This is a genomic window from Sulfitobacter sp. KMM 9851, assembly GCF_057178245.1.
This window is the reverse complement of record NZ_JBXUCW010000002.1, coordinates 95,795-122,478: the sequence shown is the minus strand read 5'-3', so window position 1 is coordinate 122,478 and position 26,684 is coordinate 95,795. Positions and strand designations below refer to the sequence as shown.

Genomic DNA, 26,684 nt, shown 5'->3' with positions numbered 1-26,684 from the left:
CATTGGCATGACGGGATCAGCCTGTCATGCCGACCCCACCCCGGAGTGTCGCAATGCACGATCAAACCACCAAAAACGGGTTAAACGCATTACGAGCCCGGTTCAAAACGCCCGCGTATCAAGGCGCGGGTGATATACCACAGCGCAATCAGCAAGACGAAAGCGGTCTGTCCCCCACCCTGCCATTGGCGTTGATCCGCCCTGATAGCGTCGACGGGTTTTGTCAGGCGGTTCAGATTTGCGCCGAGCATGGTATCAGCATTGTCCCGCAAGGCGGCATGACAGGATTGGTCGGCGGTGCGGCACCTCTGCCCCAGTGCATTGCGCTCTCGACAGAACGCTTCAGCGGAATAGAAGAGATCAACACCGACGAAGCGACGATGACCGTCCGCGCCGGAACGATACTTGAATCAGCCCAGATCGCGGCTGAAAAGGCTGGCCTGTTTCTGCCGCTGGATCTTGGCGCACGTGGCAGTTGCACGATCGGTGGCGTGTTGGCCACCAACGCCGGTGGCAACCGGGTGATCCGTTATGGCATGGCACGCGAACTGGCCCTCGGCCTCGAAGCGGTGCTGAGCGACGGCAGCCTGATTTCCGACCTTTCCGGCATGCTGAAAAACAACAGTGGCTATAATCTGAAACATATTTTCATCGGGGCTGAAGGAACGCTCGGCCTGATCACGCGGGCGGTGTTGCGGCTGCGGGCCTCTCCTGTAACCACGCAGGCAGCACTTATCGGACTGCCAGATTACGACAGCGTCCTACGCTTGCTTGCCGGTGCGCGAAGGTCCCTTGGTGGGACACTTAGTGCGTTCGAGGTAATGTGGCCGAGTTATTGGAATGCTGTGGCGCAAAAGGCAAACCCACCTCTCGGGATCAATCACGGCTTTTATATTCTGTGTGAAACCCAAGGGGAAAACCCACAACAGGCGGCCGCTGCGTTTGAGGCCTTTCTTGGCAATCATTTTGACGACGGCACGATCAGCGATGCCGTCATCGCCCAGTCGCTGAGCGAAGCCAAAAAATTCTGGGCCGTGCGCGATGCCACCGGGGATCTGCACCAGATTGTCGGGCCTTACATTGGCTTTGATATCGGTCTTCCAATCAAAACCATGGATGTCTTTGTCCAGCAGTGTACTGCAGCGCTAAAAAAGTGCGGCCTCGACGCCGTGTTCTATGGCCACATCGCCGATGGCAATATTCACATCAATGTCTTTGACCCATTGGGCAACGCGCTGGACCGCGACGCGATTAACACGCTGGTTTACGGTTTGATGGTCATGTTCGGTGGGATTGTTTCGGCGGAACACGGCATCGGACAGACCAAAAAGCCGTATTTGTCGCTCTGCCGCCAACCCGCCGAAATCGCGGCGATGCAACGCTTAAAGACCGCCTTCGATCCGAATTGCACTTTCAACCCTGGTCGCATCTTTGACGATCATGTCGCTTAACCCAAAGGAAAAACCATGTTCAAAGGATCAATAACCGCACTTGTCACCCCCTTTAGCGACGGCAAGGTTGACGAGACTTCATTGCGCAAATTGGTCGATTGGCAGATTGCCGAGGGCACTCATGGCCTCGTCGCTTGCGGGACAACCGGCGAGAGCCCGACCCTGAGTGGTGCAGAACACAAACGTGTCACCGAGATCGTCATCGACCAATGCGCCGGGCGTGTCCCAGTTATGGCCAGTGCGGGCAGCAACGCCACTGCGGAATCAATCGACTTTGCCCGTCATGCACATCAGGCCGGCGCAGACGGTCTGCTGGTCGTGGCGCCCTATTACAATCGGCCAAGCCAGGAAGGGATTTATCAACATTTCAAGGCTGTGGCCGACAGCACTCCCTTACCAATTACGATCTACAACATTCCGCCCCGCAGCGCGGTCGAAATATCTGTCAGCACCATCGCACGTCTGTTCCGCGACTGCCCGACCATCACCGGGGTAAAGGACGCAACGATGAACCTCGCGCGGCCGTCACTGGAACGTCTGGCTTGCGGTACCGATTTCGCGCTCTTCTCGGGCGAAGATGCGACGGCGCTGGGATATATGGCCCACGGGGGCATTGGCTGTATCTCTGTCACATCGAATGTTGCCCCCCGACTTTGCGCGCAATTTCAGCAGGCATGTCTGTCCGGTGATTTCCGTACAGCCCTTGCATTGCAGGATCAGTTGATGCCCCTGCATGATGCGCTGTTTCTCGATCCGAACCCGGCTGGAACGAAATACGCACTTTCTCGAATGGGGTATATCAAAGACGAGTTGCGGCTTCCGATGACGTCGGCCGGCGCAACGGCCCGCGAGACCCTTGACGGGGTTTTGAAACAGCTCGACCTTATATAATTCGAACGGTCTCACCCAGAATAACGGGGGCTGGTGTGAACCAGCCCCCGACTTTGCGCAACTTTGCTGCGACGCCTCTAGGCCGTCAGCTTGCCGTACCGCTCATCACGATAGTTCAGCGCTTCGCGCAGGCCCTTGGTGCGAACCAACTCGGCAAACTGAGTTTTTTCCGGTGCTTCGGCTGCGTTCAGTGTCGCGGCAAGATCAAGATTGGCGTGAACCGCGTTGCGCAGACCCATCGCCTCGTAGGCGCGCACCAGCGCAATTTTTGTCAGGCGCAGGGTCACCAACGGCGTCAGGGCAATTTTCTGCGCCAAAGTTTGCACGGTATCTTCCAGAACCTCCGGCGCGACCACCCGGTTGACCATGCCAAAGCTTAGCGCATCTTGGGCGTCAATCGTGTCACCTGTTAGCAAAAGCTCCATCGTCTTTTTCTGCCCCAGTATAAAAGGCATGAGCAACGTAACCGGTCCCGAACCGAAGCGAATCTCAGGCTCACCGAACTTGGCGCGGTCGGTGGCGATGATCATATCACAGGCCATTGCCAGCTCGCACGCGCCGGCCAGACACCAGCCATCTACCGCGCCGATCGTCGGTTTCGTGCAAGAAAAGACGGCCATGCTCAGTCCGACATTATTGGTCAGGGCACTGTGCCAGTCCTCGGGCCGGGACAGCCCCATCTCGACCTCCTGGGCGATGTCATATCCGACCGAAAAATTCCCGTTTGCACCTTGAAGCACAATGACGCGAACGTTGTCGTCTCGTTCAAATGCCTTAACCGCGTCGTGCGCACTGGCGACGACCTCGGCAGACAAGGCGTTGATCTTTTTGGGGCGGTTGAGCGTGATCCAACCGATGCCATCCTTGATATGTGTCTCGACGATGCTCATTAATAGTTCCTTTCATTGAGTATTTGGGTCTTGGGAGTGCTGTCGCTCGTAGCGTGTGAGTAATCCGGGAGAGTGCCTGCTTGCAGCATCTGGCGCAGGATGAGTTTGTCCGGCTTGCCCAAGGTTGTGCGCGGCAGTTCAGGTAGAACGCTCAATCGGTCGGGTATCCACCAACTGGGGACCAAGTCGCGCAACTTCGCTCGCACCGTGTCGGGATCGATATTTGCGGCGTCGTCCAGCACCAGCACACCCAAGGGGCGTTCTTGGAAACGCTCGTCCGGGCAGGCAATCACGGCGGCATCCGCAATACCATCAAGGCTGCGCAGCGCGTCTTCCAACATTGGCGCGGGTATCCATTCGCCCCCGGACTTTATCGCGTCCTTCAACCGGTCGGTGAGCGTCAGCGCGCCGTTACGGTCAATCAATCCAATGTCTCCGGTGCGCAGCCATTCGCCATCAAACGAACCGGGCGCATCCACGCCAAGGTATTCGCGGATCACGGTTGCTCCCCGTGCCTGCACCTCGCCGGGTATATCCGAGCCCGCAACACATTCGTCTCCGTCCGGCCCGACAACGCGCAATTCAATGACATTGCCAGGATAGCCCAGCGGCGGCTGCCCGGCGCCAGCGCTGCGCCGGATCGCCCGCCCAACCACGGACATTGAACAGGTTTCGGTCATGCCCCAGGCCTGCAACACCATGACGTCGCGCTGCTCGAAACTCTCGATCAGCCGGGCTGGCACCACGGCCCCTCCGGTCGCCAGCCGCGTCAGCGTCGGGGGAAGCGCCCGGCGCATAGCCTTCAGGTGCTTTAGCAAATCTGTCCAGATCGTTGGCACGCCGGCCGCGATGGTGACGGCGCCATGTTGCATCATGCGGTCCAGAACGTCGGGTTTGAAAGTTGCCCCCGGCAGCGCAAGTCCGGCCCCCGCCATCATCGCGGCATAGGGCAGCCCCCAACCGTTGACGTGATAAAACGGCACCGCCAGCAAGGCCACGTCGCGACGCGATAACGCCAAAGAATCCGCCGTACACAGCGTCATCGCCTGAAGCCAAACCGCACGATGAGAATAGGCCACCGCCTTGGGCTGACCCGTGGTGCCGCCCGTGTGGCAAATCGCGGCGGTCTGGTCCTCGGGCAGATCCCCCAGGCTCATCGGATCAATGTCCCGTGCCTCCGCCAACGCCTGTTCATAAGAGCGCACGGGCACGTCCCATCCGTCAAATCGCGGCATCTGACCGCTACCTGTAACAAGCACGAGACGTAGCGCACTGCCGCTTAGCAAAGGGGCCAACGTCGCGAACCGTTCGGCCAGAGCATGATCAAGCAGCAGCACCTTGTCGCCTTGGGCGTGCACCATATCCGCCAAGTCCTGATCGGACATGCGCACGTTCAGCGCGTGCAGCACAGCGCCGCTTGCCGGAATGGCCAGATAGGCCTCAAGGTGTTCAATCGTGGTTCCACAGAATGTCGCGATCCTGTCACCCCTCGTCACCGCCTCCTGTGCAATCACGCTCATCAGACGCAGGGCGCGCACCGCAGTTTGCCGCATATCGGTTTGGCTTACGTCGTTGCCGTTCCAGTGGAACACGGGCTGCCCCGCCCCAAATCGCCACGCGCTGCGAACAAGCCGCGCGACGCCCAGGTCGCCCTTTTGCATCGAGCTTTGGACTTTCATGCGAGCCTCCCCAAAATCGCTGGGCCATGACGCCCAAAATTCGACCCTGCCATGGCTCAATCCACCTTGATCAGCAGGCAGCCACGGATTCTTCCGTCGCGCAGTTTGGCGGTCACATCGGCTTCCATCAGCTCGTCTGCCGAAACCGATTTCCAACCCTCTGACGGCCTCTTGGTGTCTGATTGGCGGTCGATGATGTAGGCATGAAATTGGTCAGCCATTGAAACGTCTCCTGACAGTCATGATTAAATATTGTGCTGGCGTCGCAACCCGTTGCACCACCACGGCAAGGCGCTTGTCCCTGTCCAGATAACGGTCATTTAGCGCGCTCTTTCACGATCGCACGGCGCAGCGCCGGGCGGTCGGCCTTGCCGGTCGACCCGGTCGGTATCTCGTGGCCAAAGTGGATTTGGTCGGGCAGTTTGAACCGCTCCGTTTTCGCACCTGCCCATTCCAGCAAGGCAGTGGCGTCGGGTGCCAATTTCCCCGGTGAAGGTACGACCAAAAGATGAATTGCTTCTCCAAAGCGGGCGTCAGGCACACCCGTTGCAAGCGCGGCGTCGACCCCCGGATGTTGTGCAAAAATGTTTTCGATCTCCAGCGGCGAAACCTTGTTCCCGCCCCGGTTAATCAGCTCTTTAAGTCGACCACGAAGCTCAACTTGGCCATCATCCGCGATGTCCGCCAAGTCGCCGGTATGCAGCCAGCCATCTTCTAAAGTCGCGGCGGTCAGCTTCGGCTGGTCAAGATAGCCCAGCATCTGAAACGGGCTTCGGATCAGCAACTCGGAGGTATCTGCCGCGATCTGCACATCTATACCATGCGCGGGACGCCCCAGGCTGTCAGGACGCAATGCACCCGCAGTATCGCGGCGAAACAAATCGCAGGTGCCCGTCTCGGTCAGCCCATAGATGCCAAAAATCTCAGCGTCCGGCCACTGCCGAAACAACGCTTCCTTAAGAGGAAAACTCAGCGCCTCACCGCCGGTCAGGATGCAGAGCGGCTGTTTGAGGGATGCCCCACGCGCCAGCATCCGCAACATCGACGGCACGGCCGCCAGATGGGTCACCGGCCTTTCGCCCAGCTTTCCCATGATACCCTCAGCCGAAAATCGTGCGCTCAGGTGGACAATCCCGCCCAACATCAACGGCAGAAAGGTGGCCCACTGACCAAAACTGAACTGTAATTGCAGCGGCACGATCACCTCGGGCGCGCGGCGCATCGCCAGCATGTCCCTGATGGCAAGAAACTTTGCAGAAATTCGGTCACCACTAAGAACGACCCCTTTGGCGATGCCCGTTGATCCTGAGGTGAAGGTGATCATCCCAGCGCCGACCAGCAGTGGGCGCTCCGGCGGGGCCTTTGATGCGATGGTATGCACATCTGGCAAACACCTATGTCCCTGGCGTGCTGGGCCAACGCATAGTCGGGCCGCTGTAGCCATACGATAATGCTCTAGTGTGTCGGGGTGCGCACGATCATGAACGGGCACCGCCACACCTCCGGCGCGCAGCACTGCAAGGATTGATGCCACATCTTCGGCACGGCCGTCGGTCCGAACCATGACGGGTTCATGCGCAACGATCCCAGCTTTGCGCAAATCTGCCTCGATATGCCGCACGGCGTGCTGAACTTCAGCAATGGGCATCCAGCCCACGTCGTCAAAGATGCCGCCCGTGCGGGCATCCATGATGGTTTGGCAGAAATCAGGGATGGCGGTGTGCGTCAGGGTCATATGTCAAACCTGACCTCGCGCCAATTCACGCAGCATGGGGTGGCTCATGGCATTGACCCGCTGTGGCCTATCCCAAGTGCGACGCCAAACCAGACCCCGCCGATCAAGTGTAATTGTTTGAAACTCCATCGCCCTGCATCCCTGCCTTTCCATCAGTCAGCAGCGCCCTTGCGCAGCTCACCCATGTTGCGGATACCGCCGACTACGAACGGCACGAGCACCTCCAGATATCCTTGGAAATCGCCCGACAGGGTGTCGTCGCCGGTCAGACTATTGATCCGCGAGTCGTTGGTGGTGGAGCCGTAAAGACCCGCCAGCATGAACTGAAACGCCCGCCCGCCATCCGCAACGGTCAGGCTCGGCACAGCGGCACGAATCGCATCGACATATCGAACCGCCGTAGGGTTGAACGCCGTGGAAATTGACGCCGCAAGGACACCGTCCCAGACGCTGCGCCCAATAAACAGGGCATAGTTGCGCCAACCGGGATCATCGCTTTTCAAGCGGTCGAAGTAGGGCTCAAGGAACGCCCGGACCACGGGTTCAAGCTCGACGTTTTCGCGGCTTACCAATCGTTCGTAGGAATCCAGCAGAACAAGGCGGTCAGCACTGATGACACCAGCCCGCCGGTCAATGACCTCTTTGATCAAACTTTCTTTCTGACCAAAGTGATAGACGATCTGCCCGACATTCGCATTTGCCTCATTCGCGATCTCTTTAAGAGTGACTGAATCATGATGCTTTTCGGCAAAAAGAGCTTCTGCCGCGTCCAACAGTCGGCCCCGCGTCGCGACGTTGTAAGACCCCGCTTTCTTAGATGCAGCCACCATATATTTCTCCTCGCAGCACAAAAACCGATACGTGATATCTAATTGTGCGTTATTTTTTATATTTGACAAGTGGTTTTTTTTGGAAAAACAATAATAAGCACATGGTTTCTGAAAAGATCATCGTTGGTGGTGTTTTTGGAAGGGAGGGAAAAATGAAAATTCTAAATTTGGTCGATCAAACCAACCTGCTGATCGGACGCATGGTGAGCTATGCCATCTGGATCGGCGCGGCGGTCCTGGCATGGGAGGTTGTATCTCGCTACGCATTCGGTCAGCCAACCGTCTGGGCGCATGGCTACACCCAGCGCATTTTTGCCTCATACTTTATCCTGATCGGGGCCTACACCCTCCTGCGCGATGGGCATGTACGGGTCGACATCCTCTTGCACGGCCGCACCCCGCGTGTGCGTGCGCTGTTTGACCTGCTCAACTACGGCTTTCTTTTCATATGGTGCGCGGCGCTGACCTACGAAGGGTGGCACTTCTTTCAAGAAGCGCTGCTTTGGAATGAAAAGGATGACAGTGCGCTAGGCCACCCGCTCTGGCCGATCAAGATGTGCCTTTTCATCGCCGCCGCCCTCATCACGGTCCAGGCAATTGCCGGAATGATCCGCTGCCTTGCGACCATGATTTCCTCCGCATCCGACGCGCTCGAAGGAGTTCCCAATGAGTCCTGAGTTATTAACCATCGGCATGTTCGGTGTCCTGATCACGGCCATTCTTCTGGGGGTTTCACTGTCCTTTGCAATGGGCGGAACTGCCGTTGTTTTTGCGCTGCTGATGAACGGCCCGCAGGGCTTGTACTCTGTCGTCTCAAGCACCTTTGGCAACATGTGGTCGATCCTGTTGTCAGCCATTCCGCTATTCGTCGCCATCGGCATCGCGCTTGGCCGTTCCAAGATCGCAGATGACCTCTACAAGGCCTTCTATCTATGGTCAGGAAAGGTAAACGGCGGGCTTTTGGTCGGCACCTCCGGCTTTGCCGCAGTACTGTCTGCGATGACGGGCAACTGTTCCGCGTCGACGATCACAACCGGGCTGGTTGGCATCCCAGCGATGAAGCGGCACGGATACGATGATCAGTTCGTACTGGGTACAATCGGCGCGTCCGGCACGCTTGGCATTTTGATACCGCCGTCGATCACGCTGATCATCATCGCGATGATGACCGGGCTTTCGGTGGGCAAATTGTTCTTTGGTGGCCTCATTGCCGGCTTGTTCATATTGGTCGCTTTTATCGCCTATGTCGCGATCAAGGCTAACTTGCAGCCCCACCTTGCGCCGGCTGCTGACGTTTCGGCCACCCTGCGCGAAAAACTCTTTGCCCTGAAAAACGTGATCCTGCCGCTATTGATCGTGCTGTCTGTCCTGATGTCGATCTTCCTCGGCATCGCCACACCAACCGAAGCAGCGGCCGTCGGTGTTGCCGCTGTTCTGTTTTCGGTCTGGCTACGTGGTGAACTGACGTTCAAATTCATCAAAGAAGTTGGCGAAGATACCGCGTCCGTGACCGGTATGGTGGTTTGGATCATTTTCGGCGCAGCCGCCTTTGTGTCGATCTACTCCAGCGGCGGTGGCATCACATTCATGATCGAACTGCTTCGTAATGCCGATATTGATCCGTGGACGACGATAATCCTGATGCAGTTGGCCGCACTGATCCTTGGCATGTTCCTGGACCCGGTGGGGATTATCCTGCTGACCCTGCCCATCTTCTTTCCGATCGTTGTTGAACTGGGTTTCGACCCAGTCTGGTTCTGCGTCATCTTTCAGCTCAACCTGTGCATCGGGTATATTACACCGCCGTTCGGCTACAACCTTTTCTACCTCAAAAGCCTTAGCCCAGAGACCCCCATCACCCGGATCTACGCCGCAGTGATGCCCTTCTTGGCCATCATGCTGCTGACAGGGGCCTTTCTGATGGCGGTGCCGGATGTGCTGATAAACCTGACCGCCATGATGGATTAGGCACGCCCCGTACAAGCATGATCAGACCCACGAACGAACCACGCCTTACTCAATCGGGCGTGACAATTTGCAAGGAGGAGAAATGCAAATGAAGATCGAAAACGTAAATCGTCGAAAAATCCTGACGGGTGGCGCGCTTGCTGCCGGGGCGACGGTGCTTTCCGCGCCTGCTGTTTTGGCCCAAGAACAGATCAAGTGGCGGATTCAAAGCCACTGGACGCCCGGCGTTGAATATTACGACAGCATCTATGTTGAATTCGCCCGGTGGATCACCGAAGGCACAGATGGGGAGGTCCAGGTTGAAACTTTGCAGGCCGGCACCGTCGCGCCGACCAACGAGGTGCTTGGTGCGCTGCGGCGCGGACTACTGGATGCCGCGTTTATCTTTCCCGGCTATTGGATTGGACGCATCCCCGTCGCTGGGCATCTAAACGGAAACCTTGCGACATGGGAAAACCATGAGGAAATGCAGCTCTTTTTCTACGAAATGGGCGCGTTGGACATTATCCGCGAGGCATACGCTCAATACGGTATCTATCAGGCCGGACCAATTTCGTTCGGGGGCCTCGCCATCTATTCAAAAAAACCGATCGAAACGATGGAAGACTTCCAAGGCTTCAAGATGCGGTCGACTGGTACGCCCGCCAAAGTGTTTGAAAAGATGGGCGCGACACCTGTCTTTATTCCGGGCGGCGAGCTTTACCAAAGCCTTCAGACCGGTGTTGTCGACGGTGCGCATTGGGGCTGTGTTTCCACAGGCTGGGGCATGAACCTTCAAGAGGTGACGGACTATATCGTGACACCCGACTTCCTGAGCCATTCAAACGGTGAATTCATCGTTGGGGCGGATCAATGGGGACAATTGGGTGACGATCACAAGCGCGTCATTCACGACGCCGTACGCGCAATGAGCGCCAAGGCCAGTGCGCAGTTCCGCCATCAGGATTACCTGCGGATGAGCGAGTTCTCCGGAGAAATGGGCAAAAATATTTCGACAGTTTCGCCCGAAGTCATGGGGCGCCTGCGCGCACATTCGATGGAGGTGATTGATGAATATTCTGCCGCAGATCCTGATTATTCGGGACGTGTCGGCGCGCTGATGCATGAATTCATGAAACTGACCGGCAAAGCCTAGACACCGAAGGAGCACCGCCGACAAGATCAGCCCGACCTACTTGGACCTGCTGATCCTTACGATTTGCAAACGCCCTACCGCCCACGGGCAACCCCAAAATACCACCGCCCGTGACCAAAGCTCTGTTTGCACATTGACAGACCCACGTTTGCCTACCTACTAGTCGGTAGGCAAACGTGGCGCACAGTGATCCACCCGCGCGCACGATTAATCTCAACGCAGGGATGACCCATGAAAGCTGAACTTATCTACGTCACGGACGCGTACTGCATCTGGTGCTATGGCTTTGAAAAAGCGATCGACCAATTGGCAAAGGAATATGCCGCGACCGTTAACATCCGCGTCGTGAACGGGGGCATGATCCCGTCGAACCTGCCTTTGGTAGATATGTTTAGTCGGTTCCCCGACCCCGTGGCACTGCACCAGCATGTGACTTTTACATCCGGTCAGGCATTCGGGAAACGCTACCTCAAAGAGATCAAGGGTTACCGCACCTCGAAACGCATTCTCAACTCGTCGACACCAGCACGCGCGATGACCGCGTTCAAACTGCTTGGCGTCCAGGACGAGCTTGGCCTGGCCAGCGCCATTCAGCGCAAATACTACCTTGATGGCGACGATCTTCAGGACGTCGCAAGCTATCAGTCCATCGCTGAACACTTTGGCATCGACTTTGGCGCGTTCAGAAAAGAATTCAACACCCCTGCGGCCAAACAAGGCGTGACAGAGGACCGCCGGTTTGTCGAAAAGCTCGGCGTTCAGGGCTTTCCTGCGGTCCTGCTCCGTACCCAAGACAACCGTTTTACGCCGATCGCCCGTGGCTTCATGCCATTCAAGGGGATCAAAGCAAACCTCGACACCGCCCTTGCCCAACACTTTCCTGATGCGGTGGCCGAAATGGATGGCAAGATGTGTGGTCTGGACGGCAACGGCTGTTAACTTCTCCGTCAGAAACGCCGATACTAAGCCCAAGCGGGACAACCGCTTGGGCTTATGTACCTTTTGCGGCAGGATAAATGGGCAATGACAAAACAAGGTCAGTCTGACACACGCGATTTGATCCTGAAACATGCGGAAACGCTTATCCGCACGCGCGGATATGCCGGTTTCAGCTATGCCGATCTGTCTGACTTGGTGAAGATCAGAAAGCCAAGCATCCATTACCACTTTCCGACGAAGGAGCAGCTCGTCATTGCCACGTTGGACGTCTATTGCCAGCGCTACAAAGAGGCCTTTGTTCAGATATGCGCGCAGTATTCGAACGCGCTAGACCGCATTGACGCCTATAGCCGGATATATCTCGAGGGGCTTGATCAGGGTGTCGGCTGTCTTTGCGCCGCGCTGGCTGTTGAACGTGATATTTTACCGCAACGCCTGCGCGCGGCCCTTGCCGACTTTTTCCGTGGCCACCTGGAATGGCTGAAATCGGTCTATGCCGACGGTTTGAAAAACGGAGAGGTATCGGCGGGCCGCGATCCGGCTGCCGCAGCGCAGCTTGTATTGTCTGCCCTGGAAGGATCACTGCTCGTGGCCCGCGCGCTTGATCAGCCGGGTGGCATGAATTCCGTGCACGCGTCGCTGCGCCACATGTTTCAACCAAGCGCGGATTTCTGATGCGGCATTGGGCGCCGACCCGTATCGGTTGCCCCAGTCCGCAGCCGCGCAGGTGGCCCGACCCTGTGCTTGGCGTGCTACCCGGTAATGTCGGGAAAGACATGCGTGCGCTTTACGACACCATAGACAAAGCTGGTATCAATTGAACCGATCCCCCCGATGGGGTGCAGCCGCTCCCGAACAAAGCGCTCGTAGTCTTCCAGATCACTGACCACCACACGCAGCAGATAGTCCGACAACCCGCTCATTACGAAACATTCCAGTATCTCTGGAATTTGCTTCATCTGCGCTTCAAATCGGCGCACGGAATCTTCGGTATGCCGTTCCAGACTGATGCGCACCATCACTGTTACAGGCAGCCCGTACACTTGGGCATCAACGTCCACGCTATATCCCTGGATGGCCCCATTCAGTTCCAATTGACGCACCCGGCGCAGGCACGGCGACGGCGAGAGATTGACCTCCTGCGCGAGGTCGAGATTCGTCATCCGGCCATTGCGCTGCAACGCCCGCAGAATTTTGCGATCAGTGGTGTCTAATTTGTAGTTTCTGGGCATAATATGCCAAACTTTCTGCAATTTGAGCACAACATAGCAACTAAATGCCTATCGAAGCAACAGATAATGCCTCGACAGATCAAGGGGGCCAAGATGAACGACAAGCAACAAGAGTTTTCGACTCGCGCCATTCACCACGGATATGATGCGCAGTCTCAGCAAGGGGCGTTAAACCCCCCGATTTACATGAGTTCGACCTTCACCTTCGAAACCGCCGAGGCGGGCGGCGAGATGTTTGCCGGCGAAAAGCAGGGGCACTTCTATACGCGCATCTCCAACCCCACGCTGGACCATCTTGAGCAGCGGATCGCGAACCTTGAGGGGGCGCAGGCGGGGCTCTGTACGGCCTCTGGCATGGGCGCCATCACCTCAACCATGTGGACGTTCCTAAAAGCCGGCGATGAGGTGATCATCGACAAGACGCTTTATGGCTGCACCTTTGCCTTCATGACCCACGGGCTGCCGCGTTTTGGGGTAACGGTGACACTGGTCGATATGACCGACCCCGAAAACCTGCGCCAAGCGATTAGCGCCAAGACCAAAATCGTATATTTCGAGACCCCGGCAAACCCCAACAACCGTCTGGTGGACATCGCCGCGGTTTCACAGATCGCCCATCAGGTAGGGGCCAAGGTGGTGGTCGACAACACCTATGCCACGCCCGTGCTGACACGGCCCATTGAACACGGCGCCGATATAGTCGTGCATTCGGCCACCAAGTTTTTAAGCGGTCATGGTGATGTCGTGGCGGGCCTCATCGTGGGCAGCCAAGAAGACATGATGCAAGTGCGGCTGGTCGGAATAAAGGACATGACCGGTGCCGTGATGTCGCCGCTAACGGCGATGCTGCTGCTGCGCGGGATCAAGACACTGGAACTCCGTATGGCGCGCCACTGCGAGACGGCGATGAAAATCGCTCAGGCGCTTGAGGCGCATCCGGCAGTGCTATCGGTGTCCTACCCCGGTCTGGACAGCTTCCCCCAGGCTGATCTGGCGCGGCGGCAGATGGCGGATTTCGGCGGCATGATCCCGTTCGAGGTAAAAGGCGGCAAGGCGGGTGGCATCGCGATGATGAACCGGCTGAAACTCATTCAGCGTGCTGTAAGCCTTGGCGATGCAGAAAGTCTGATCCAGCATCCTGCCAGCATGACCCATTCCACCTACACCCCCGAAGAACGTGCCGAACACGGTATCGCGGAGGGTTTGGTGCGACTGTCCGTCGGCCTCGAAGGGGCCGGGGACATCATAGACGATCTGTATGGCGCGCTTTCGGCGCACAACATGCAGGCTGCCTGACCTCCTCCCCCTTGGCAGGCCACTGGGCGCAGGATGGCAACAGCTTGCGCCCTTTTTAACTCCCACCCCATGCCGGAGCACCGCATGACCGATCATAAGACCCTAGGCGACACCGCCAGCAAGACGCCGAACCGCACCGCCGGAGGTTGGTTGAATGATTTGAACCGGACGCGCGGCGCCGGGCCATTTCTGGCAGACCACCCCGCCCCCGGCACCGGTCTGTCTACGATGGCGGTGCATGCTGGCACCCATGACGATCCGCGCACCGGCGCTGTCGGCACGCCGATCTATCAGGCATCGACATTCGTGTTGAATGATCACCAGTATCAATCCGTAGAAGACGGCTTTGCCCGTGACCGGTTCATCTATTCTCGCTACGGCAACCCATCGCAATGGGCCGTTCAGGAAAAGCTGGCAGCACTTGAGGGCGCGGAATCTGCGATTGTATTCAGCTCTGGTATGGCGGCAATCACCAGCACGGTTCTGGCCTTGATGGACAAGGGTGCCCATGTGGTGGCGTCCAGCGATCTTTATGGCGGCACCTTCAACCTGTTCAATCAGGAGTTTCCGACACTGGGCATGTCCTGCACCATGGTTGACAGCTATGATTTTGACGCCATCGAGGCGGCGATCCAGCCCAATACGCAGATGATGTATTTTGAGGCGATCACCAACCCCCTGCTCAAGATCATCGACATCCCTCGACTGGCCGAGATTGCCAAACGCCGCAATGTGCGGCTGGTTGTCGATGCCACCTTTGCACCGCCTATCGCCATGCGCACGCTGGAACATGGGGTCGATCTGGTGGTTCATTCCGCGTCGAAATACCTCAACGGGCACAGCGATCTGATCGCGGGTGTGGCGGCCGGCCCCCGCAAGCTGATTGACATGATCTGGCCACGCCTGCTGAACTATGGCGGGTCTTTGGACCCCCATGCATGTTTCCTGCTGGAGCGCGGGCTAAAGACGCTCGCCGTGCGGATGCGCGCCCACGAAGAAAGCGCAACAGCGCTGGCGCAGTTTCTTGAAGGGCATCCGCGGGTAAAGAAGGTCTTTTATCCCTTCCTGCCAAGCCATCCTGACTATGACACCGCCAAACGCCTGCTGAAAAACGGCACCGGCAATATCACCTTTGTGATTGAAGGCGGCGATGCAGCTGCACTGCGTCTGGTCGATGCCCTACGCATCCCCAAACAAGCGACCAGCCTTGGCGGGGTCGAAAGCCTTATCAGCCTGCCGTTCAACACCTCGCAGGCCACCTTTACCACCCGTCAGCGGGCAGATGTGGGGATTGATCCGGGTTGTGTGCGTCTGTCCGTAGGGATCGAGGACGCCGCCGACCTGATCGCCGATTTTGACCATGCCCTTGGCGCCATCTATGCAACGAAGGAAAACGCACATGCGTAACAGCATCCCCACCGCCGCCCTCAGTGAATTTGTAAACGAAGTTGCGAACGCGCCCGAAGAGGCGTTGATGGACTATGGCATCGAGATCAACTGGGAAAGTGGCACGCGTTCGCGCACCGATACCAAGCCGATGAAGGTCGGTCCGCATCAGGTCAGCCGGTCGTTCACCTGGAAGGCCGATGAGCCACGCCAATTGATGGGCAACAACCACGGGCCGAACCCGCAGGAATTGCTGCTGTCGGGGCTGGGATCGTGCATGATGGTCAGCTTTATCGCCGGGGCCACTGCCGAGGGCATTCAGCTGGAAACGGTAAAGATCGACTTTGACGCGACGCTGGATCTGCGCGGGTTCATGGGGCTCGGCACCAATTCAACAGTGGGCTTTCCCGAAATCCGGTATAAAATCCACGTCACCGGGGACGCAACACCAGAACAGTTTGCGGAACTGCACCGCAAATCTGTTTCGCACAGCCCCAATGCACAAACCATCCTCAATCCGGTTGGACTGACGGGCGCGATCATCAGCACCCAAATCCAAGGATAGCACGCGCTGCCATTCCGTTATGCCTTGCCATCGCAACTAGAAAGCCATCTCCATGCCCCAGATTGATCAAAGCCACCTCAAGACCATCGAACAGCGGCTGTTGTGGCTGTCGCATTGGATGATCCACAATGCCAACCACATCCGCCCCAAGGCGGACGGAATCAAGGTGGGTGGACATCAGGCGTCTTCAGCGTCGATGGTTTCGATCATGACGGCGCTGTATTTCAGCGCGTTGCGACCAGAGGACCGGGTGGCAGTGAAACCCCACGCCTCGCCTATCTTTCACGCCATCCAGTATCTGATGGGCAATCAGACACGCGAAAAAATGGAAGCGTTTCGTGGCTTTCATGGGGTCCAAAGCTATCCAAGCCGGACCAAGGACATTGACGATGTGGACTTTTCCACCGGGTCGGTGGGCCTTGGGGTGGCGATCACGTCTTTTGCCTCAATCGTGCAGGATTACATCGCCGCGAAAAGCTGGGGCGGCGATCTGCCCTTGGGGCGCATGGTTGCGCTCGTGGGCGATGCCGAACTGGACGAGGGCAACATCTACGAGGCGTTGCAAGAGGGCTGGAAGAACGACCTGCGCAACACCTGGTGGATCATCGACTATAACCGCCAGTCGTTGGACGGCGTGGTGCGCGAAGGACTGTTCAAGCGGATCGAACAGATTTTTGACGCCTTTGGCTGGGACGTGGTCAAGGTAAAATATGGCGCATTGCAACGTGCAGCCTTCGAAGAGCCGGGCGGCGAAAAACTCCGCGATTGGATCGACAACTGCCCGAACCAACTTTACTCGGCGCTGACCTTTATGGGCGGTGCTGTATGGCGCAAACGTCTGATGGACGCACTTGGGGATCAAGGCGATGTGACCGCGCTGATCGAAGCCCGCAGCGACGATGAACTGGCCGAGCTGATGGAAAACCTTGGCGGCAACTGCGTGCAGACCATGGCCGAAACCTTTGACGCCATAGACCACGACCGCCCGGTTTGTTTCCTCGCCTATACGATCAAGGGCTGGGGGACGCCGATTGCCGGGCACAAGGACAACCACGGCGGGTTGATGAACAAGACGCAGATGGGCCAATGGCAAAGCCACATGGGCGTGGCCGAAGGCGAGGAATGGGAGAAATTCGCCACGGTGACCGACCCCGCTGCCTTGCAAACCACGCTCGACAACACGCCCTTTTTCGCCAAAGGCCGGCGTCGGTATTCTGACGATGCGCTGGCGGTGCCTGCGATTGATCTGGCAACCGACCGTGAGATTTCGACGCAGATGGCCTTTGGCAAGGTGCTGGATGATCTGTCGAAAGGCGACAGCGATCTGGCGGCGCGGATCGTCACCATGTCACCCGATGTGACCGGCACCACGAACCTTGGCCCGTGGGTAAACCGGCGCAAGCTGTTCGCCCGGACCGAGCAGGCCGACACCTTCATCAATGAAAAAATCCCCTCGACCGCAAAATGGGAATTTACGCCAGAAGGCCAGCACATCGAACTGGGCATCGCCGAGATGAACCTGTTCCTGCTGCTGGGCGCGGCGGGCCTGTCGCATTCGCTGTTTGGCAAGCGGGTGATCCCCATCGGCACGGTCTATGACCCCTTTGTGGCCCGCGGCCTCGATGCCCTCAACTACGCCTGCTATCAGGACGCGCGATTTATGATTGTCGGCACGCCGTCAGGTGTGACGCTCGCCCCGGAAGGCGGCGCGCATCAGTCCATCGGCTCGCCCCTGATCGGGATGAGCCAGGACGGGCTGGCCAGCTTTGAGCCCGCTTTTGCCGACGAATTGGCCGTGATCATGCAGTGGGCCTTTGAATACTTGCAAAAGGATGGCGAAGGAGACCCGGACGAACGCACCTGGCTGCGCGATGAAACCGGCGGATCAGTCTATCTGCGGCTGACCACCAACCCCATTGAACAACCCGGCAAGCGCGTCGACGAAGATTTCCGCCAAGGCGCGATCGACGGGGCGTATTGGCTGCGCAAACCGGGGCCGAACTGCGATGTGGTGATTGCCTATCAAGGGGCCGTGGCCCCCGAGGCAATCAAGGCGGCGGGCAATATTGCCGAAGGGCGGCGCGACGTCGGTGTTCTTGCCGTGACCTCTGCCGACCGGCTGAACGCAGGCTGGACCGCCGCACAGCGCGCCCGCGCCCGTGGCAACGCCAGCGCACAAAGCCATATCGAGACATTGCTGGGCGGGCTGTCGCGCGACTGTAAACTGGTCACGGTGATCGACGGCCACCCCGCTACGCTGTCCTGGCTTGGGTCAGTGGTCGGCCATCAGACCGTGCCTCTGGGGGTCGAACACTTTGGCCAGACCGGCACCATCGCCGACCTCTACGACCACTACGGCATTGATGCGCGGTCTATTGTGGAAAAGGTACAGGGGCTGACGCCGGGCCGCCAAATGCTGCACCGGGTGATCGGCTAACCGCGCGGTGCCGCCGGCCCCCTTCAGGGCCAATCACATCTGTTACTTGCGCGCCCAGTAATCCACGGGCGCGCAAGACAATGATCAGGCAGTGCCGGCTTTTGGCAGGCGTGTTTCGACGATGCGGGCATAGATCGACGCGCCGACGGGCAGGATGCCATCGTCCAGCACAAAGCCCGGATTGTGCAGCGGTACATTGCCCGCATGACCCACCCGGCAATAGGCACCCGGCACCACCTTAAGCATGTCCGCAAAATCTTCCGATCCGCTGGCCTGTTCAGTGGATTCATGGGCGTTTTGCGCCCCCACCACGCCCGCAGCAGCGGCGACATAGGCGGTCGTAAGCTCTGGATCGTTCATCAGCACGTCGAACACGTTGCGGATATCCACCTCAATCTCGATACCGTAAGCGGTGGCCATCCCGGCACACAGCGTGCGGATGCGGTCTTCGGCCATTTCAATGACGTCCTGATGGAAATAGCGGATCGTGCCGGCGATGGTCGCGGCATCGGGTACGACATTATAGGCCGAACCTGCGTTGAATTTGGTCACCGATAGCACAATGGGTTTGGTGGGCGGCGTGTTGCGGCTGACAACGGACTGCAACTGCTGCACCAATGCAGTCCCGATCACAATCGGGTCGCGCGATTGATGGGGCATCGCCGCGTGGCTGCCAGTCCCTTTGACAGTGATATCGAAAAACGCCGCACCCGCCATCGCCGGGCCGGGGGTGACGCTCACGATGCCCGGTTCCGAATTTGGATCATTGTGCATCCCATAGATTTCGTCACAGGGAAACTTTTCGAACAGCCCCTCCTCAAGCATGCGCCGCGCGCCGCCCAATCCTTCTTCGGCAGGCTGAAAGATCAGCACCACCGTACCGTCGAAATCCCGCGTCTCGGCCAGATAACGCGCAGCACCCAGCAGCATGGTGGTATGGCCATCATGGCCGCAGGCATGCATCCGGCCCGGATTTTGCGAGGTGTAAGAAACGCCCGACGCCTCGACGATCGGCAGCGCGTCCATGTCGGCGCGCAGCCCGACACGGCGGTTGCCACCACCGGTGCCTTTGACGACCCCTACAACACCGGTGCCGCCCAGACCCTCAACCACCTCATCCACGCCGTAAGCGCGCAACTTTTCGGCCACGATCGCGGCGGTGCGGGTTTCCTCGAACCCCAGTTCGGGGTGCGCGTGAATGTCCTGGCGAATAGCGGTCATTTCTTCGGCAAAGGCTTCGATCTTGGGTAGAACGCTCATGTGGTGGCTCCTGTTATCATGGTGGCGCTGTCGCGTGCGCCGTCGTTAGCGAAATTCCAGCGGTGGCCCGTTGAGGGCAGGATCACGTGACACGCGCCGTCAGGGCGCAAGCACGTTATTGATACGATCAACCGATAAACCTGAACGCCCGCATCACTTCAAAGAAATCCCGATGACGGAACCGCAGGCGGCAGTCCGACATCAGTTCGGCCCCCGGATACCAACTGCATCTATAGGCTTCGGTCGGGTTGGCGTATTCGATTTGCATGTCGATCTCGTCAGGCATCTCAAGGCGCAGCACACCGAGGTCATCTGACAGCGCCCGTTCAACCCCGGTCCGTATCTCGGTGCAGGCCCGGCCCGGTGTCATCGACGCCGATGCAGGGCCGATCCCTGTGGAAACGGCAACTGTCGTAATGCCGGGGACAATCTCAGCCGCATCCGCACAAATGCCGCTATCACCTGAAATAAAGGCACAAGGCACGCCGTGATACGCCGCGATATGGGCGTTGTGGGTAAATTCTGACGACAGCACACCGTTAAAATAGAACCGCGAAATGCGACCATTGAAACTATGTGCCAACGGGTTGGCCGAACTGCCCGCCTTGGCGTGATAGCCGGTGAACAATGCCGCATCAAAGCTATCATCAAGCCCGCACATCATTGAATGTGGATTACCTGGCCACCCATGAATGACCGTCACATAATCCGGCAATTTGCCCGAAATGATGTTGCGCGCAGTCTCATGTCCATCCTTGACCACCACCTCCGTGGCCCCTGCCGCGCGGGCCCCCTCGCAAGCGGCAACGACTTCGTCCGTCATATACGCCCGAAATTCGGCATAGTCGGGCCCGGTTTTGCGCGCTTCGTCCCAGCTTGCGATCCCCGCCGTGCCTTCAATGTCGGCGCTAATAAATATCTTCATGCTGCTGCCTCCGCCGCTGTTTGCCTAATCTGTTCAAAGCGCATGCGCTTGGCGCGACCACCACTGACCAGCAAAACCCCGTCAGCCCCCGTCAGGCGACAGGTCAATTGACGCGGCCATGGCCCAGAGGCGTCCGTCAATATGCAGATGTCTTTGGTCAATGCCTTCACCGTCCACGTCTCCCCATGTGCAAAATCACCCCGGATCAGCGCCGTCGCCTCGACCCCCGACCGCGCAATCGTCAGCGTAGAGGGCAGATGCGCGCAATGATACGTACCCACAAAGCTGCCAACTGCATCCGCCCCCGGCGCCGAGGTTTTTGTCAATTGAACCCTGTCACCGTTGGACCGCGTAAGTGTGACATGGCCCTGTCCCACCGTTGACCAGTCCAATTCCAGATAGTCAGTAGGCAAACTGAACACCACATTGGTCGGCCCGGAAAAAGGGTGCGTCGCCTTCCAGCCGCCGATCTCAATGCCCAGCCCGTCAGGCTCGACCGTAAACCGCGCATGATCAAGCGTGTCACTGTTGAGGAAAACCGATCCGTCCGTCAGCAGCTTTAGGGCATCGACGTCCGGTTTGGCGGCGCTCTGCTTAAAATGTTCGGGAAAGAGATCGCACATCGTCCTGCGCGTCAGCAGCGTTGGATCAATGGAATTGACGTTGGTTATGCACACTGCCGCCTTGTCCAGATCATCGAACAGAACCAGATCAGTACGGTAGCCGGGCCAAAGCCCATTGTGGCCGCGTGTCGCCTGCCCCAAATAGCTGCGATTGAAGAGCCCCATCGCATAGCCACTGAGGGTCCCATTTGCGAATGTCGAAGGCGCAGATATCTTGGCCACATGCCCGTCGGGATCATCGCGTAAGTAACGGCACCACCGCACCAAGTCTGACAACGTCGAAACCATCGCCCCCTCGCCGGTAAGCTCCGTCGCAAAGGCACCGCGTTCAAAATGGTCACCCCTATCAATATACCCGGTGGCAAGGTCGGGCACGACCGCAGCATGACCGGTGACATATCGGGTCGCTGACATCCCGTTCGGGCGGAACAATTCCTCTTCAAGCAGTGCACCCAGATCGCGGCCCACAGTGCGCTCTAGGGCGATCGTAACGAGCAGGAAATTCGCGTTGGAATACAGAAAATCCGTTCCCGTGGCAAAGTTTGTCTCCTGCTGTCGCGCGATCATCTCAAAGCTTTGGGCCACGCTGACCGTCTGGTTGAGGCCGCCGCCCGCCATCAGCGCGAGCTCCAGATGATCGCGAATACCCGAGCAATTCTGCAACGCCTGACGCGAGGTGACTTTGGCCTGCGGCCCCGACAGTTCAGATAGATATTGCCCCAGCGGGGCATCCAGATCGAACTTTCCCCGCGCATGATAGATTTGTGCAACCAACGCCAGAAAATGCTTTGTGACCGATGCAATGCGGAACGCTGTGTCAGGCGTAATCGACACTTGGTGTTCCAGGCTCGCCATGCCCTGGCACAGCATTTGCACATCCTCTCCGTCGATCAGTGCAAATGCATACCCAGGCGTATCCGCACCCAGCGATTGCGGGACGTGTGGGAAGATGACCGATGGCTCAAGTTGCGTCATCGTGCTTTTCCTTCTTGGCTGAAATGAAACTGGATATATGGAAAGGCACCAGGCCCAAGTCGGCCTGAGAACCCGACAGGTTCTGTTGGCTCATCGCCAGCACTTCCGCCCGCAAATCCATCAGTTTCTTCTTTACGGATTCGAATTGATCCTTGGTCAGCACGGAATCAAAATCGAAAAAGAACCCCTTACCGCGTGCATGGTTCTCGCTCGCGGCAAGTGCATTTTCACGCGACACTTCCAACATCGAGGCCAGGAAATCTGAAATCGCGGCGACCGCATCAACGGACACATTGTCAGGCAACTCTTCATCCGAATTTGGCAACAGATGCGAGAAATCGAGCATTCGGCCAATGATGATATAGTATTTTTCGACAATGCCGTTCACCAGCGCTTCCGAATAGGGGCGCACCAGCCCCACGTTCTCCAGCTTCTTTAGATGATAATGTGCTTTGGGTCGGGTGATCTTTAATTCGCGGGCCAGGGCGGCGCAGCTCTTGGGCCGGTGCAGCAGCAGACACATCCGATAGCGCATCGGCTCGGCCAGGGCTTTCAGCTGATCGGCCGACTGTAGGTAATAGATGCTGGGTATCTCGGAAATGTCGAAGTCGTTATCCATGTGCGCTCTCTTTGCTGATCGGGGCGGCCCCCTCAGCTTCGGATAACCAGCATGCGACCCGATGGGCGCTCTGGCCGAAATAGGGCGGCATCTGTTCTGTGCACTTCGACATAACGGCAGGACAACGGGTTTGGAAGGGGCAGCCACGTGGCAGGTTGAGCGGGCTAGGGACGTCACCACTTAGCGGCGTACGTTTGCGGCGCTGCGCGGGTGTGGCAGCCGGGATCGCATCGATCAACGCTTTGGTATAGGGGTGTTTCGGCGCGCGAAACAGGTCGTCGCGCGGCGCCAGTTCAACCAGCCGCCCCAGATACATCACCGCCACACGATCGACCATATGTTCAACAACCGACAGATTGTGGGCCACAAACAGATACGTAAGGTTCAACTCTTCCTGCAAATCTCTCAGCAGGTTCAGCACCTGACTTTGGATTGAAACATCCAAGGCCGACACAGGTTCATCGCAGATCACGAACCGTGGGTTCATGATCAACGCGCGTGCGATGCCGATACGTTGCCGCTGCCCGCCGGAGAATTCATGCGGGAAACGGTTGCGCAAACTGGGGTCCAGCCCGACGCGCGCAAATATGTCGGCCACCATGTCATTGCGCTCCGCCGGCGACCCGATCTTGTGGACGTCGAGGCCGGTCCTCACCGTTGACCCGACCCTCCGCTTGGGATCAAGCGAGGCATAGGGGTCTTGAAAGACAAGCTGCATTTCGCGCCGCTTGTCCACCAGATCCTTTGCCGGCAGACCGGTCAGATCCTCTCCATCGAAAATGATCTTGCCTGCCTGTGTGTCCCGCAGCCCCAGAATGGCGCGGCTTAGCGTGGTCTTGCCGCAGCCACTTTCCCCCACAAGCCCCAATGTCTCGCCCGGAGCCAAGTCAAAGCTGATGTCGTCAACGGCCTTGATCCAGCCCTTTGTGCGGCGCAGGATGCCGGACTTGAGCGGAAAATAGGCCGAAAGCCCTTGAATGCTGAGTATCGGCGTCTCTGTCATGTCTTCCCCTGAGCCAGCCAGCACCGCACATCGCCGTGGCCGTGTCGTTCGAGTTGCGGCATTTCGCGTTCACATATTGTCAGACCGTGCCTGACCCTTGGGGCGCAACGTGTTGCGAACCGGCAGGCCGGCGGAAACTCCGTCGCCTTCGGCACCGACCCCGGAATGGCGCTTAGCCGCGCGGTGCGCTGACCCAGCACCGGCGTGGCGGCCAGCAGCCCTTGAGTATAGGGATGCTGTGGCCGCTCGAACAGCGAGACGACATCCGTCTGTTCGACCACCTGCCCCGCATACATCACCGCAACCCGGTCGGCCATTTCCGCGATCACACCAAGGTCATGAGTGACCAGCACCAGTGCCGTGCCCATTTCGCGGCACAGGTCCTTGAGCAACTCCATGATCTGCGCCTGGATGGTCACGTCCAGCGCCGTCGTCGGTTCATCCGCGATCAAGACCTTGGGGCGCAGCGCCAGAGCGATCGCAATCATCACCCGCTGCGCCTGCCCCCCAGAAAGCTCGTGCGGATAGACGTTAAACCGGCTGTCCGCATCCGGGATACCCACCGCCGTCAGCAATGAAATCGCTGTCTCTTTCGCTTCCTTGGCCGACACTTTGCGGTGGCGGTCAAAAAGTTCAGTGATCTGTCGGCCGATCGTCATCACCGGATTTAGGCAGACGCGCGGCTGCTGAAAGATCATCGAAATGCGATCGCCGCGCAGGGCGGTCAATTCCTTTCGGCTCATGGCCAGCACATCTTGGCCGTCAAAATGGATGGACCCGGCAACGATCTCTCCGGGGCTTTCGATAAGCCGGATCGCGGAAAGCGCGGTGATCGTCTTGCCCGAACCAGATTCGCCGACGATGCCAAGGACCTCACCCGCATTTACATGCAGATCAACGCCGTCAACGGCCCTCACCAGGCCGTCTTCGGTCTTGAAATGCGTCTTTAACCCCTTGATCTCGAGCAGCGCGGTCATTTGGACATTTCCTTTGGATCAAGCACGTCGCGCAGGGCGTTGCCGAACAGGTTCATGCCGAGGATCGAAATAAAGATCGCCATGCCGGGTGCCGCCACGACCCACCAGGCCGTGCGCAGGAATGTGCGGGCATCCACCAGCATTGAACCCCATTCCGGCGAGGGCGGCTGTGCGCCAAGCCCCAGAAAAGACAGCGCCGCGGCCGCCAATACGGCCAAGGGGATGGTGAAACTGGCATAGATGACAATCTGCGACGTCACATTGGGCAGGATGGTGCCAAACAGAATACGCAGATGCCCGGCGCCAAGCGCATGCATTGCCTCGACAAACTCTGCATCCTTCAGCGTCAGCACTTCGCCCCGGATCAGCCGGGCATAGCCGGGGATGCCACCGACACCCACGGCAATCATCGCGGTCCACAGGCTTGGCCCCAGTATCGCAATCACGGCCAGCAACAAAAGGATGTAGGGAAAGGCCAGCAACACGTCGACCACCCGCATGATCAGCATATCCGCAAGCTTGCCGCCTGCCCCGGCCAGCAGGCCCAGCGTAATCCCGATACTGGCCGCGATCAGGGTCGACACCAGACCAATCATCAGCGTGTAGCGCGAGCCATATAGTATTCTACTGAACAGGTCGCGGCCCAGTTCGTCGGTGCCGAAAAAATGCTCCGCGCTTGGTGGTTGAAGCCGGTCAATGGGCGCGATGGCCAAAGGGTCATAGGGCAGAATGCTTTCGCCCATGATGGAAAAGAACACCAAGGCGACGACGATGGTGCCGCCGATCTGCCCCGACCGATGGCGCAGCAAGCGGCGCAACGCGCGCATAAAATTGCTGCGCTCAGGCGTGCTGAAGGTATCGGTGGTTTCAAGTGCGCTAGGGGTCATGGACAATCCTAATCGTAGGAAATTCTAGGGTCGATCCAGGTGTAAAGCAGATCGACGACGAGATTGATGAACACATAAGTCCCGGCGCTGACGAGGATGACCGCCTGAGTGATCGTAAAGTCACGCCACTGGATCGCCTTTACCGCCAACTCTCCGATCCCATGCCAGCCAAAGATCACCTCGATGATGAACGCACCCCCCAGCAGATTGCCAATTTGCAGGCCGATGATTGTCAGGATGGACAAAAACGCATTCGGCAGCGCGTGACGAAACAGGATATATCCCTCGGACATGCCCTTGGCCCGCGCCGTACGGACATATTCACGCGACAGCACGTCAAGCATGGACGACCGCGTGATCCGCGATAAGGCCGCCGCTTCGATAAAGCCCAAGGTGAGGGCCGGCAGGATCAACGACTGAAAATCCCCCCGCCCGATCACCGGAAGCCAGCGCAGCTGCACCGAAAAGATAAAGATCAGGACAAAGCCAAAGAAGAAGGCCGGCATGGAAATACCCATCATCCCTACCGACATGGACGTGACGTCGATCCAGGTGTCCTTGAAATAGGCCGAGAGCATTCCGGTCACCAACCCCACGATCACCGCCACGGCAAGGGCGGCAAATGTCAGGATCAGGGTGTTCACATAGCGATAGCCGATTTCCTCGGTTACGGGCCGCCGGGTGCGCACGCTTTCGCCAAGGTCAAGGTGCAGAACATCCCAGACGTAGATCCCGAATTGTTCATACCACGGCAGATCGAGGTGATATTTCGCGCGTATCTGCGCGATAGCTTCTGCGGCTTTTTCTTCTGACACGGTGCCTGAAAACAGGGCTGTGACCGCGTCAGTCGGGATCAGCGCCTTGATAAGGAAAGTCAGGAACAAGATGCCGATGATGATCGGAAAGATCATCAGAATCCGCCTGAAAACATAGCTGGCCATATGGGTATCCTGCCTAGGTTGTCCCGGATGGCAGATGCCA

Annotated in this window: 25 protein-coding genes; 11 read left to right on the top strand and 14 right to left on the bottom strand. The window is 58.2% G+C overall.

Annotated features, from left to right (window positions below):
* Nucleotides 1–53: 53 nt before the first annotated feature.
* Nucleotides 54–1,451, top strand: coding sequence for an FAD-binding oxidoreductase (locus tag AC1965_RS18900; protein WP_483887144.1), 1,398 nt, complete (start codon nucleotides 54–56; stop codon nucleotides 1,449–1,451).
* Nucleotides 1,452–1,466: 15 nt separating this feature from the next.
* Nucleotides 1,467–2,342 carry a 4-hydroxy-tetrahydrodipicolinate synthase gene (gene dapA / locus AC1965_RS18895; RefSeq protein WP_483887143.1) on the top strand — a complete coding sequence of 292 codons (876 nt, stop codon included), beginning with the start codon at nucleotides 1,467–1,469 and terminating at the stop codon, nucleotides 2,340–2,342.
* Between the two features lie 77 nt (nucleotides 2,343–2,419).
* Here the strand turns inward: dapA and AC1965_RS18890 are convergent, their stop codons facing one another.
* The 5 genes from AC1965_RS18890 to AC1965_RS18870 form a co-directional block, all read right to left on the bottom strand.
* Nucleotides 2,420–3,232 carry an enoyl-CoA hydratase/isomerase family protein gene (locus tag AC1965_RS18890; RefSeq protein WP_483887142.1) on the bottom strand — a complete coding sequence of 271 codons (813 nt, stop codon included), beginning with the start codon at nucleotides 3,230–3,232 and terminating at the stop codon, nucleotides 2,420–2,422.
* Entirely contained in the window at nucleotides 3,232–4,911 is a 1,680-nt protein-coding gene (locus tag AC1965_RS18885; RefSeq protein WP_483887141.1) for an AMP-binding protein, read from the bottom strand. The genes AC1965_RS18890 and AC1965_RS18885 overlap by 1 nt, the downstream gene beginning before the upstream one ends.
* A gap of 56 nt (nucleotides 4,912–4,967) precedes the next feature.
* Entirely contained in the window at nucleotides 4,968–5,132 is a 165-nt protein-coding gene (locus tag AC1965_RS18880) for a hypothetical protein (RefSeq protein ID WP_483887140.1), read from the bottom strand.
* 95 nt (nucleotides 5,133–5,227) lie between these two features.
* Nucleotides 5,228–6,646: a class I adenylate-forming enzyme family protein gene (locus AC1965_RS18875; RefSeq protein WP_483887139.1), complete on the bottom strand. Its 1,419-nt coding sequence runs from the start codon at nucleotides 6,644–6,646 to the stop codon at nucleotides 5,228–5,230.
* Nucleotides 6,647–6,798: 152 nt separating this feature from the next.
* Nucleotides 6,799–7,476 (bottom strand): TetR/AcrR family transcriptional regulator, encoded by a 678-nt coding sequence (locus AC1965_RS18870; protein ID WP_483887138.1) that lies wholly within the window; start codon nucleotides 7,474–7,476, stop codon nucleotides 6,799–6,801.
* A gap of 101 nt (nucleotides 7,477–7,577) precedes the next feature.
* Here AC1965_RS18870 and AC1965_RS18865 point away from each other — a divergent pair, with 101 nt between their 5' ends.
* The 5 genes from AC1965_RS18865 to AC1965_RS18845 all read left to right on the top strand — a co-directional run bounded on the left by AC1965_RS18865 (nucleotide 7,578) and on the right by AC1965_RS18845 (nucleotide 12,193).
* Nucleotides 7,578–8,153 (top strand): TRAP transporter small permease subunit, encoded by a 576-nt coding sequence (locus tag AC1965_RS18865; protein WP_483887137.1) that lies wholly within the window; start codon nucleotides 7,578–7,580, stop codon nucleotides 8,151–8,153.
* Nucleotides 8,143–9,444 carry a TRAP transporter large permease gene (locus AC1965_RS18860; protein WP_483887136.1) on the top strand — a complete coding sequence of 434 codons (1,302 nt, stop codon included), beginning with the start codon at nucleotides 8,143–8,145 and terminating at the stop codon, nucleotides 9,442–9,444. Before AC1965_RS18865 ends, AC1965_RS18860 begins: the two co-directional genes overlap by 11 nt.
* An 82-nt stretch (nucleotides 9,445–9,526) precedes the next feature.
* A complete protein-coding gene (gene dctP / locus AC1965_RS18855; RefSeq protein WP_483887135.1) occupies nucleotides 9,527–10,579 on the top strand; it encodes a TRAP transporter substrate-binding protein DctP in 1,053 nt (350 codons plus the stop codon).
* Nucleotides 10,580–10,810: 231 nt separating this feature from the next.
* Nucleotides 10,811–11,518, top strand: a complete 708-nt coding sequence (locus tag AC1965_RS18850) for a DsbA family protein (RefSeq protein WP_483887134.1) — start codon at nucleotides 10,811–10,813, stop codon at nucleotides 11,516–11,518.
* A gap of 84 nt (nucleotides 11,519–11,602) precedes the next feature.
* A complete protein-coding gene (locus AC1965_RS18845; protein ID WP_483887133.1) occupies nucleotides 11,603–12,193 on the top strand; it encodes a TetR/AcrR family transcriptional regulator in 591 nt (196 codons plus the stop codon).
* Nucleotides 12,194–12,270: 77 nt separating this feature from the next.
* Here the strand turns inward: AC1965_RS18845 and AC1965_RS18840 are convergent, their stop codons facing one another.
* Nucleotides 12,271–12,750: an Lrp/AsnC family transcriptional regulator gene (locus AC1965_RS18840; protein ID WP_483887132.1), complete on the bottom strand. Its 480-nt coding sequence runs from the start codon at nucleotides 12,748–12,750 to the stop codon at nucleotides 12,271–12,273.
* A gap of 93 nt (nucleotides 12,751–12,843) precedes the next feature.
* Here AC1965_RS18840 and AC1965_RS18835 point away from each other — a divergent pair, with 93 nt between their 5' ends.
* The 4 genes from AC1965_RS18835 to AC1965_RS18820 all read left to right on the top strand — a co-directional run bounded on the left by AC1965_RS18835 (nucleotide 12,844) and on the right by AC1965_RS18820 (nucleotide 18,434).
* Nucleotides 12,844–14,046 carry a methionine gamma-lyase gene (locus AC1965_RS18835; RefSeq protein ID WP_483887131.1) on the top strand — a complete coding sequence of 401 codons (1,203 nt, stop codon included), beginning with the start codon at nucleotides 12,844–12,846 and terminating at the stop codon, nucleotides 14,044–14,046.
* 84 nt (nucleotides 14,047–14,130) lie between these two features.
* Nucleotides 14,131–15,453, top strand: a complete 1,323-nt coding sequence (locus tag AC1965_RS18830) for a trans-sulfuration enzyme family protein (protein ID WP_483887130.1) — start codon at nucleotides 14,131–14,133, stop codon at nucleotides 15,451–15,453.
* A complete protein-coding gene (locus AC1965_RS18825; protein WP_483887129.1) occupies nucleotides 15,446–15,997 on the top strand; it encodes an OsmC family protein in 552 nt (183 codons plus the stop codon). The genes AC1965_RS18830 and AC1965_RS18825 overlap by 8 nt, the downstream gene beginning before the upstream one ends.
* Before the next feature lie 52 nt (nucleotides 15,998–16,049).
* Nucleotides 16,050–18,434: a 1-deoxy-D-xylulose-5-phosphate synthase N-terminal domain-containing protein gene (locus AC1965_RS18820; protein ID WP_483887128.1), complete on the top strand. Its 2,385-nt coding sequence runs from the start codon at nucleotides 16,050–16,052 to the stop codon at nucleotides 18,432–18,434.
* 84 nt (nucleotides 18,435–18,518) lie between these two features.
* On the opposite strand, the gene AC1965_RS18815 is transcribed toward AC1965_RS18820, so the two are convergent.
* The 8 genes from AC1965_RS18815 to AC1965_RS18780 all read right to left on the bottom strand — a co-directional run bounded on the left by AC1965_RS18815 (nucleotide 18,519) and on the right by AC1965_RS18780 (nucleotide 26,644).
* A complete protein-coding gene (locus AC1965_RS18815) occupies nucleotides 18,519–19,694 on the bottom strand; it encodes a M20 aminoacylase family protein (protein ID WP_483887127.1) in 1,176 nt (391 codons plus the stop codon).
* A gap of 127 nt (nucleotides 19,695–19,821) precedes the next feature.
* On the bottom strand, nucleotides 19,822–20,619 hold the full coding sequence (locus AC1965_RS18810) for a M55 family metallopeptidase (protein ID WP_483887126.1): 798 nt from the start codon (nucleotides 20,617–20,619) through the stop codon (nucleotides 19,822–19,824).
* Nucleotides 20,616–22,217 (bottom strand): serine hydrolase domain-containing protein, encoded by a 1,602-nt coding sequence (locus tag AC1965_RS18805; protein ID WP_483887125.1) that lies wholly within the window; start codon nucleotides 22,215–22,217, stop codon nucleotides 20,616–20,618. Before AC1965_RS18805 ends, AC1965_RS18810 begins: the two co-directional genes overlap by 4 nt.
* On the bottom strand, nucleotides 22,204–22,836 hold the full coding sequence (locus tag AC1965_RS18800; RefSeq protein ID WP_483887124.1) for an ArsR/SmtB family transcription factor: 633 nt from the start codon (nucleotides 22,834–22,836) through the stop codon (nucleotides 22,204–22,206). The genes AC1965_RS18805 and AC1965_RS18800 overlap by 14 nt, the downstream gene beginning before the upstream one ends.
* Entirely contained in the window at nucleotides 22,829–23,839 is a 1,011-nt protein-coding gene (locus AC1965_RS18795) for an ABC transporter ATP-binding protein (RefSeq protein WP_483887123.1), read from the bottom strand. The genes AC1965_RS18800 and AC1965_RS18795 overlap by 8 nt, the downstream gene beginning before the upstream one ends.
* On the bottom strand, nucleotides 23,836–24,816 hold the full coding sequence (locus tag AC1965_RS18790) for an ABC transporter ATP-binding protein (RefSeq protein WP_483887122.1): 981 nt from the start codon (nucleotides 24,814–24,816) through the stop codon (nucleotides 23,836–23,838). Before AC1965_RS18790 ends, AC1965_RS18795 begins: the two co-directional genes overlap by 4 nt.
* Nucleotides 24,813–25,703: an ABC transporter permease gene (locus tag AC1965_RS18785; RefSeq protein WP_483887121.1), complete on the bottom strand. Its 891-nt coding sequence runs from the start codon at nucleotides 25,701–25,703 to the stop codon at nucleotides 24,813–24,815. Before AC1965_RS18785 ends, AC1965_RS18790 begins: the two co-directional genes overlap by 4 nt.
* Before the next feature lie 8 nt (nucleotides 25,704–25,711).
* Nucleotides 25,712–26,644 carry an ABC transporter permease gene (locus tag AC1965_RS18780; protein WP_483887120.1) on the bottom strand — a complete coding sequence of 311 codons (933 nt, stop codon included), beginning with the start codon at nucleotides 26,642–26,644 and terminating at the stop codon, nucleotides 25,712–25,714.
* Nucleotides 26,645–26,684: the final 40 nt, after the last annotated feature.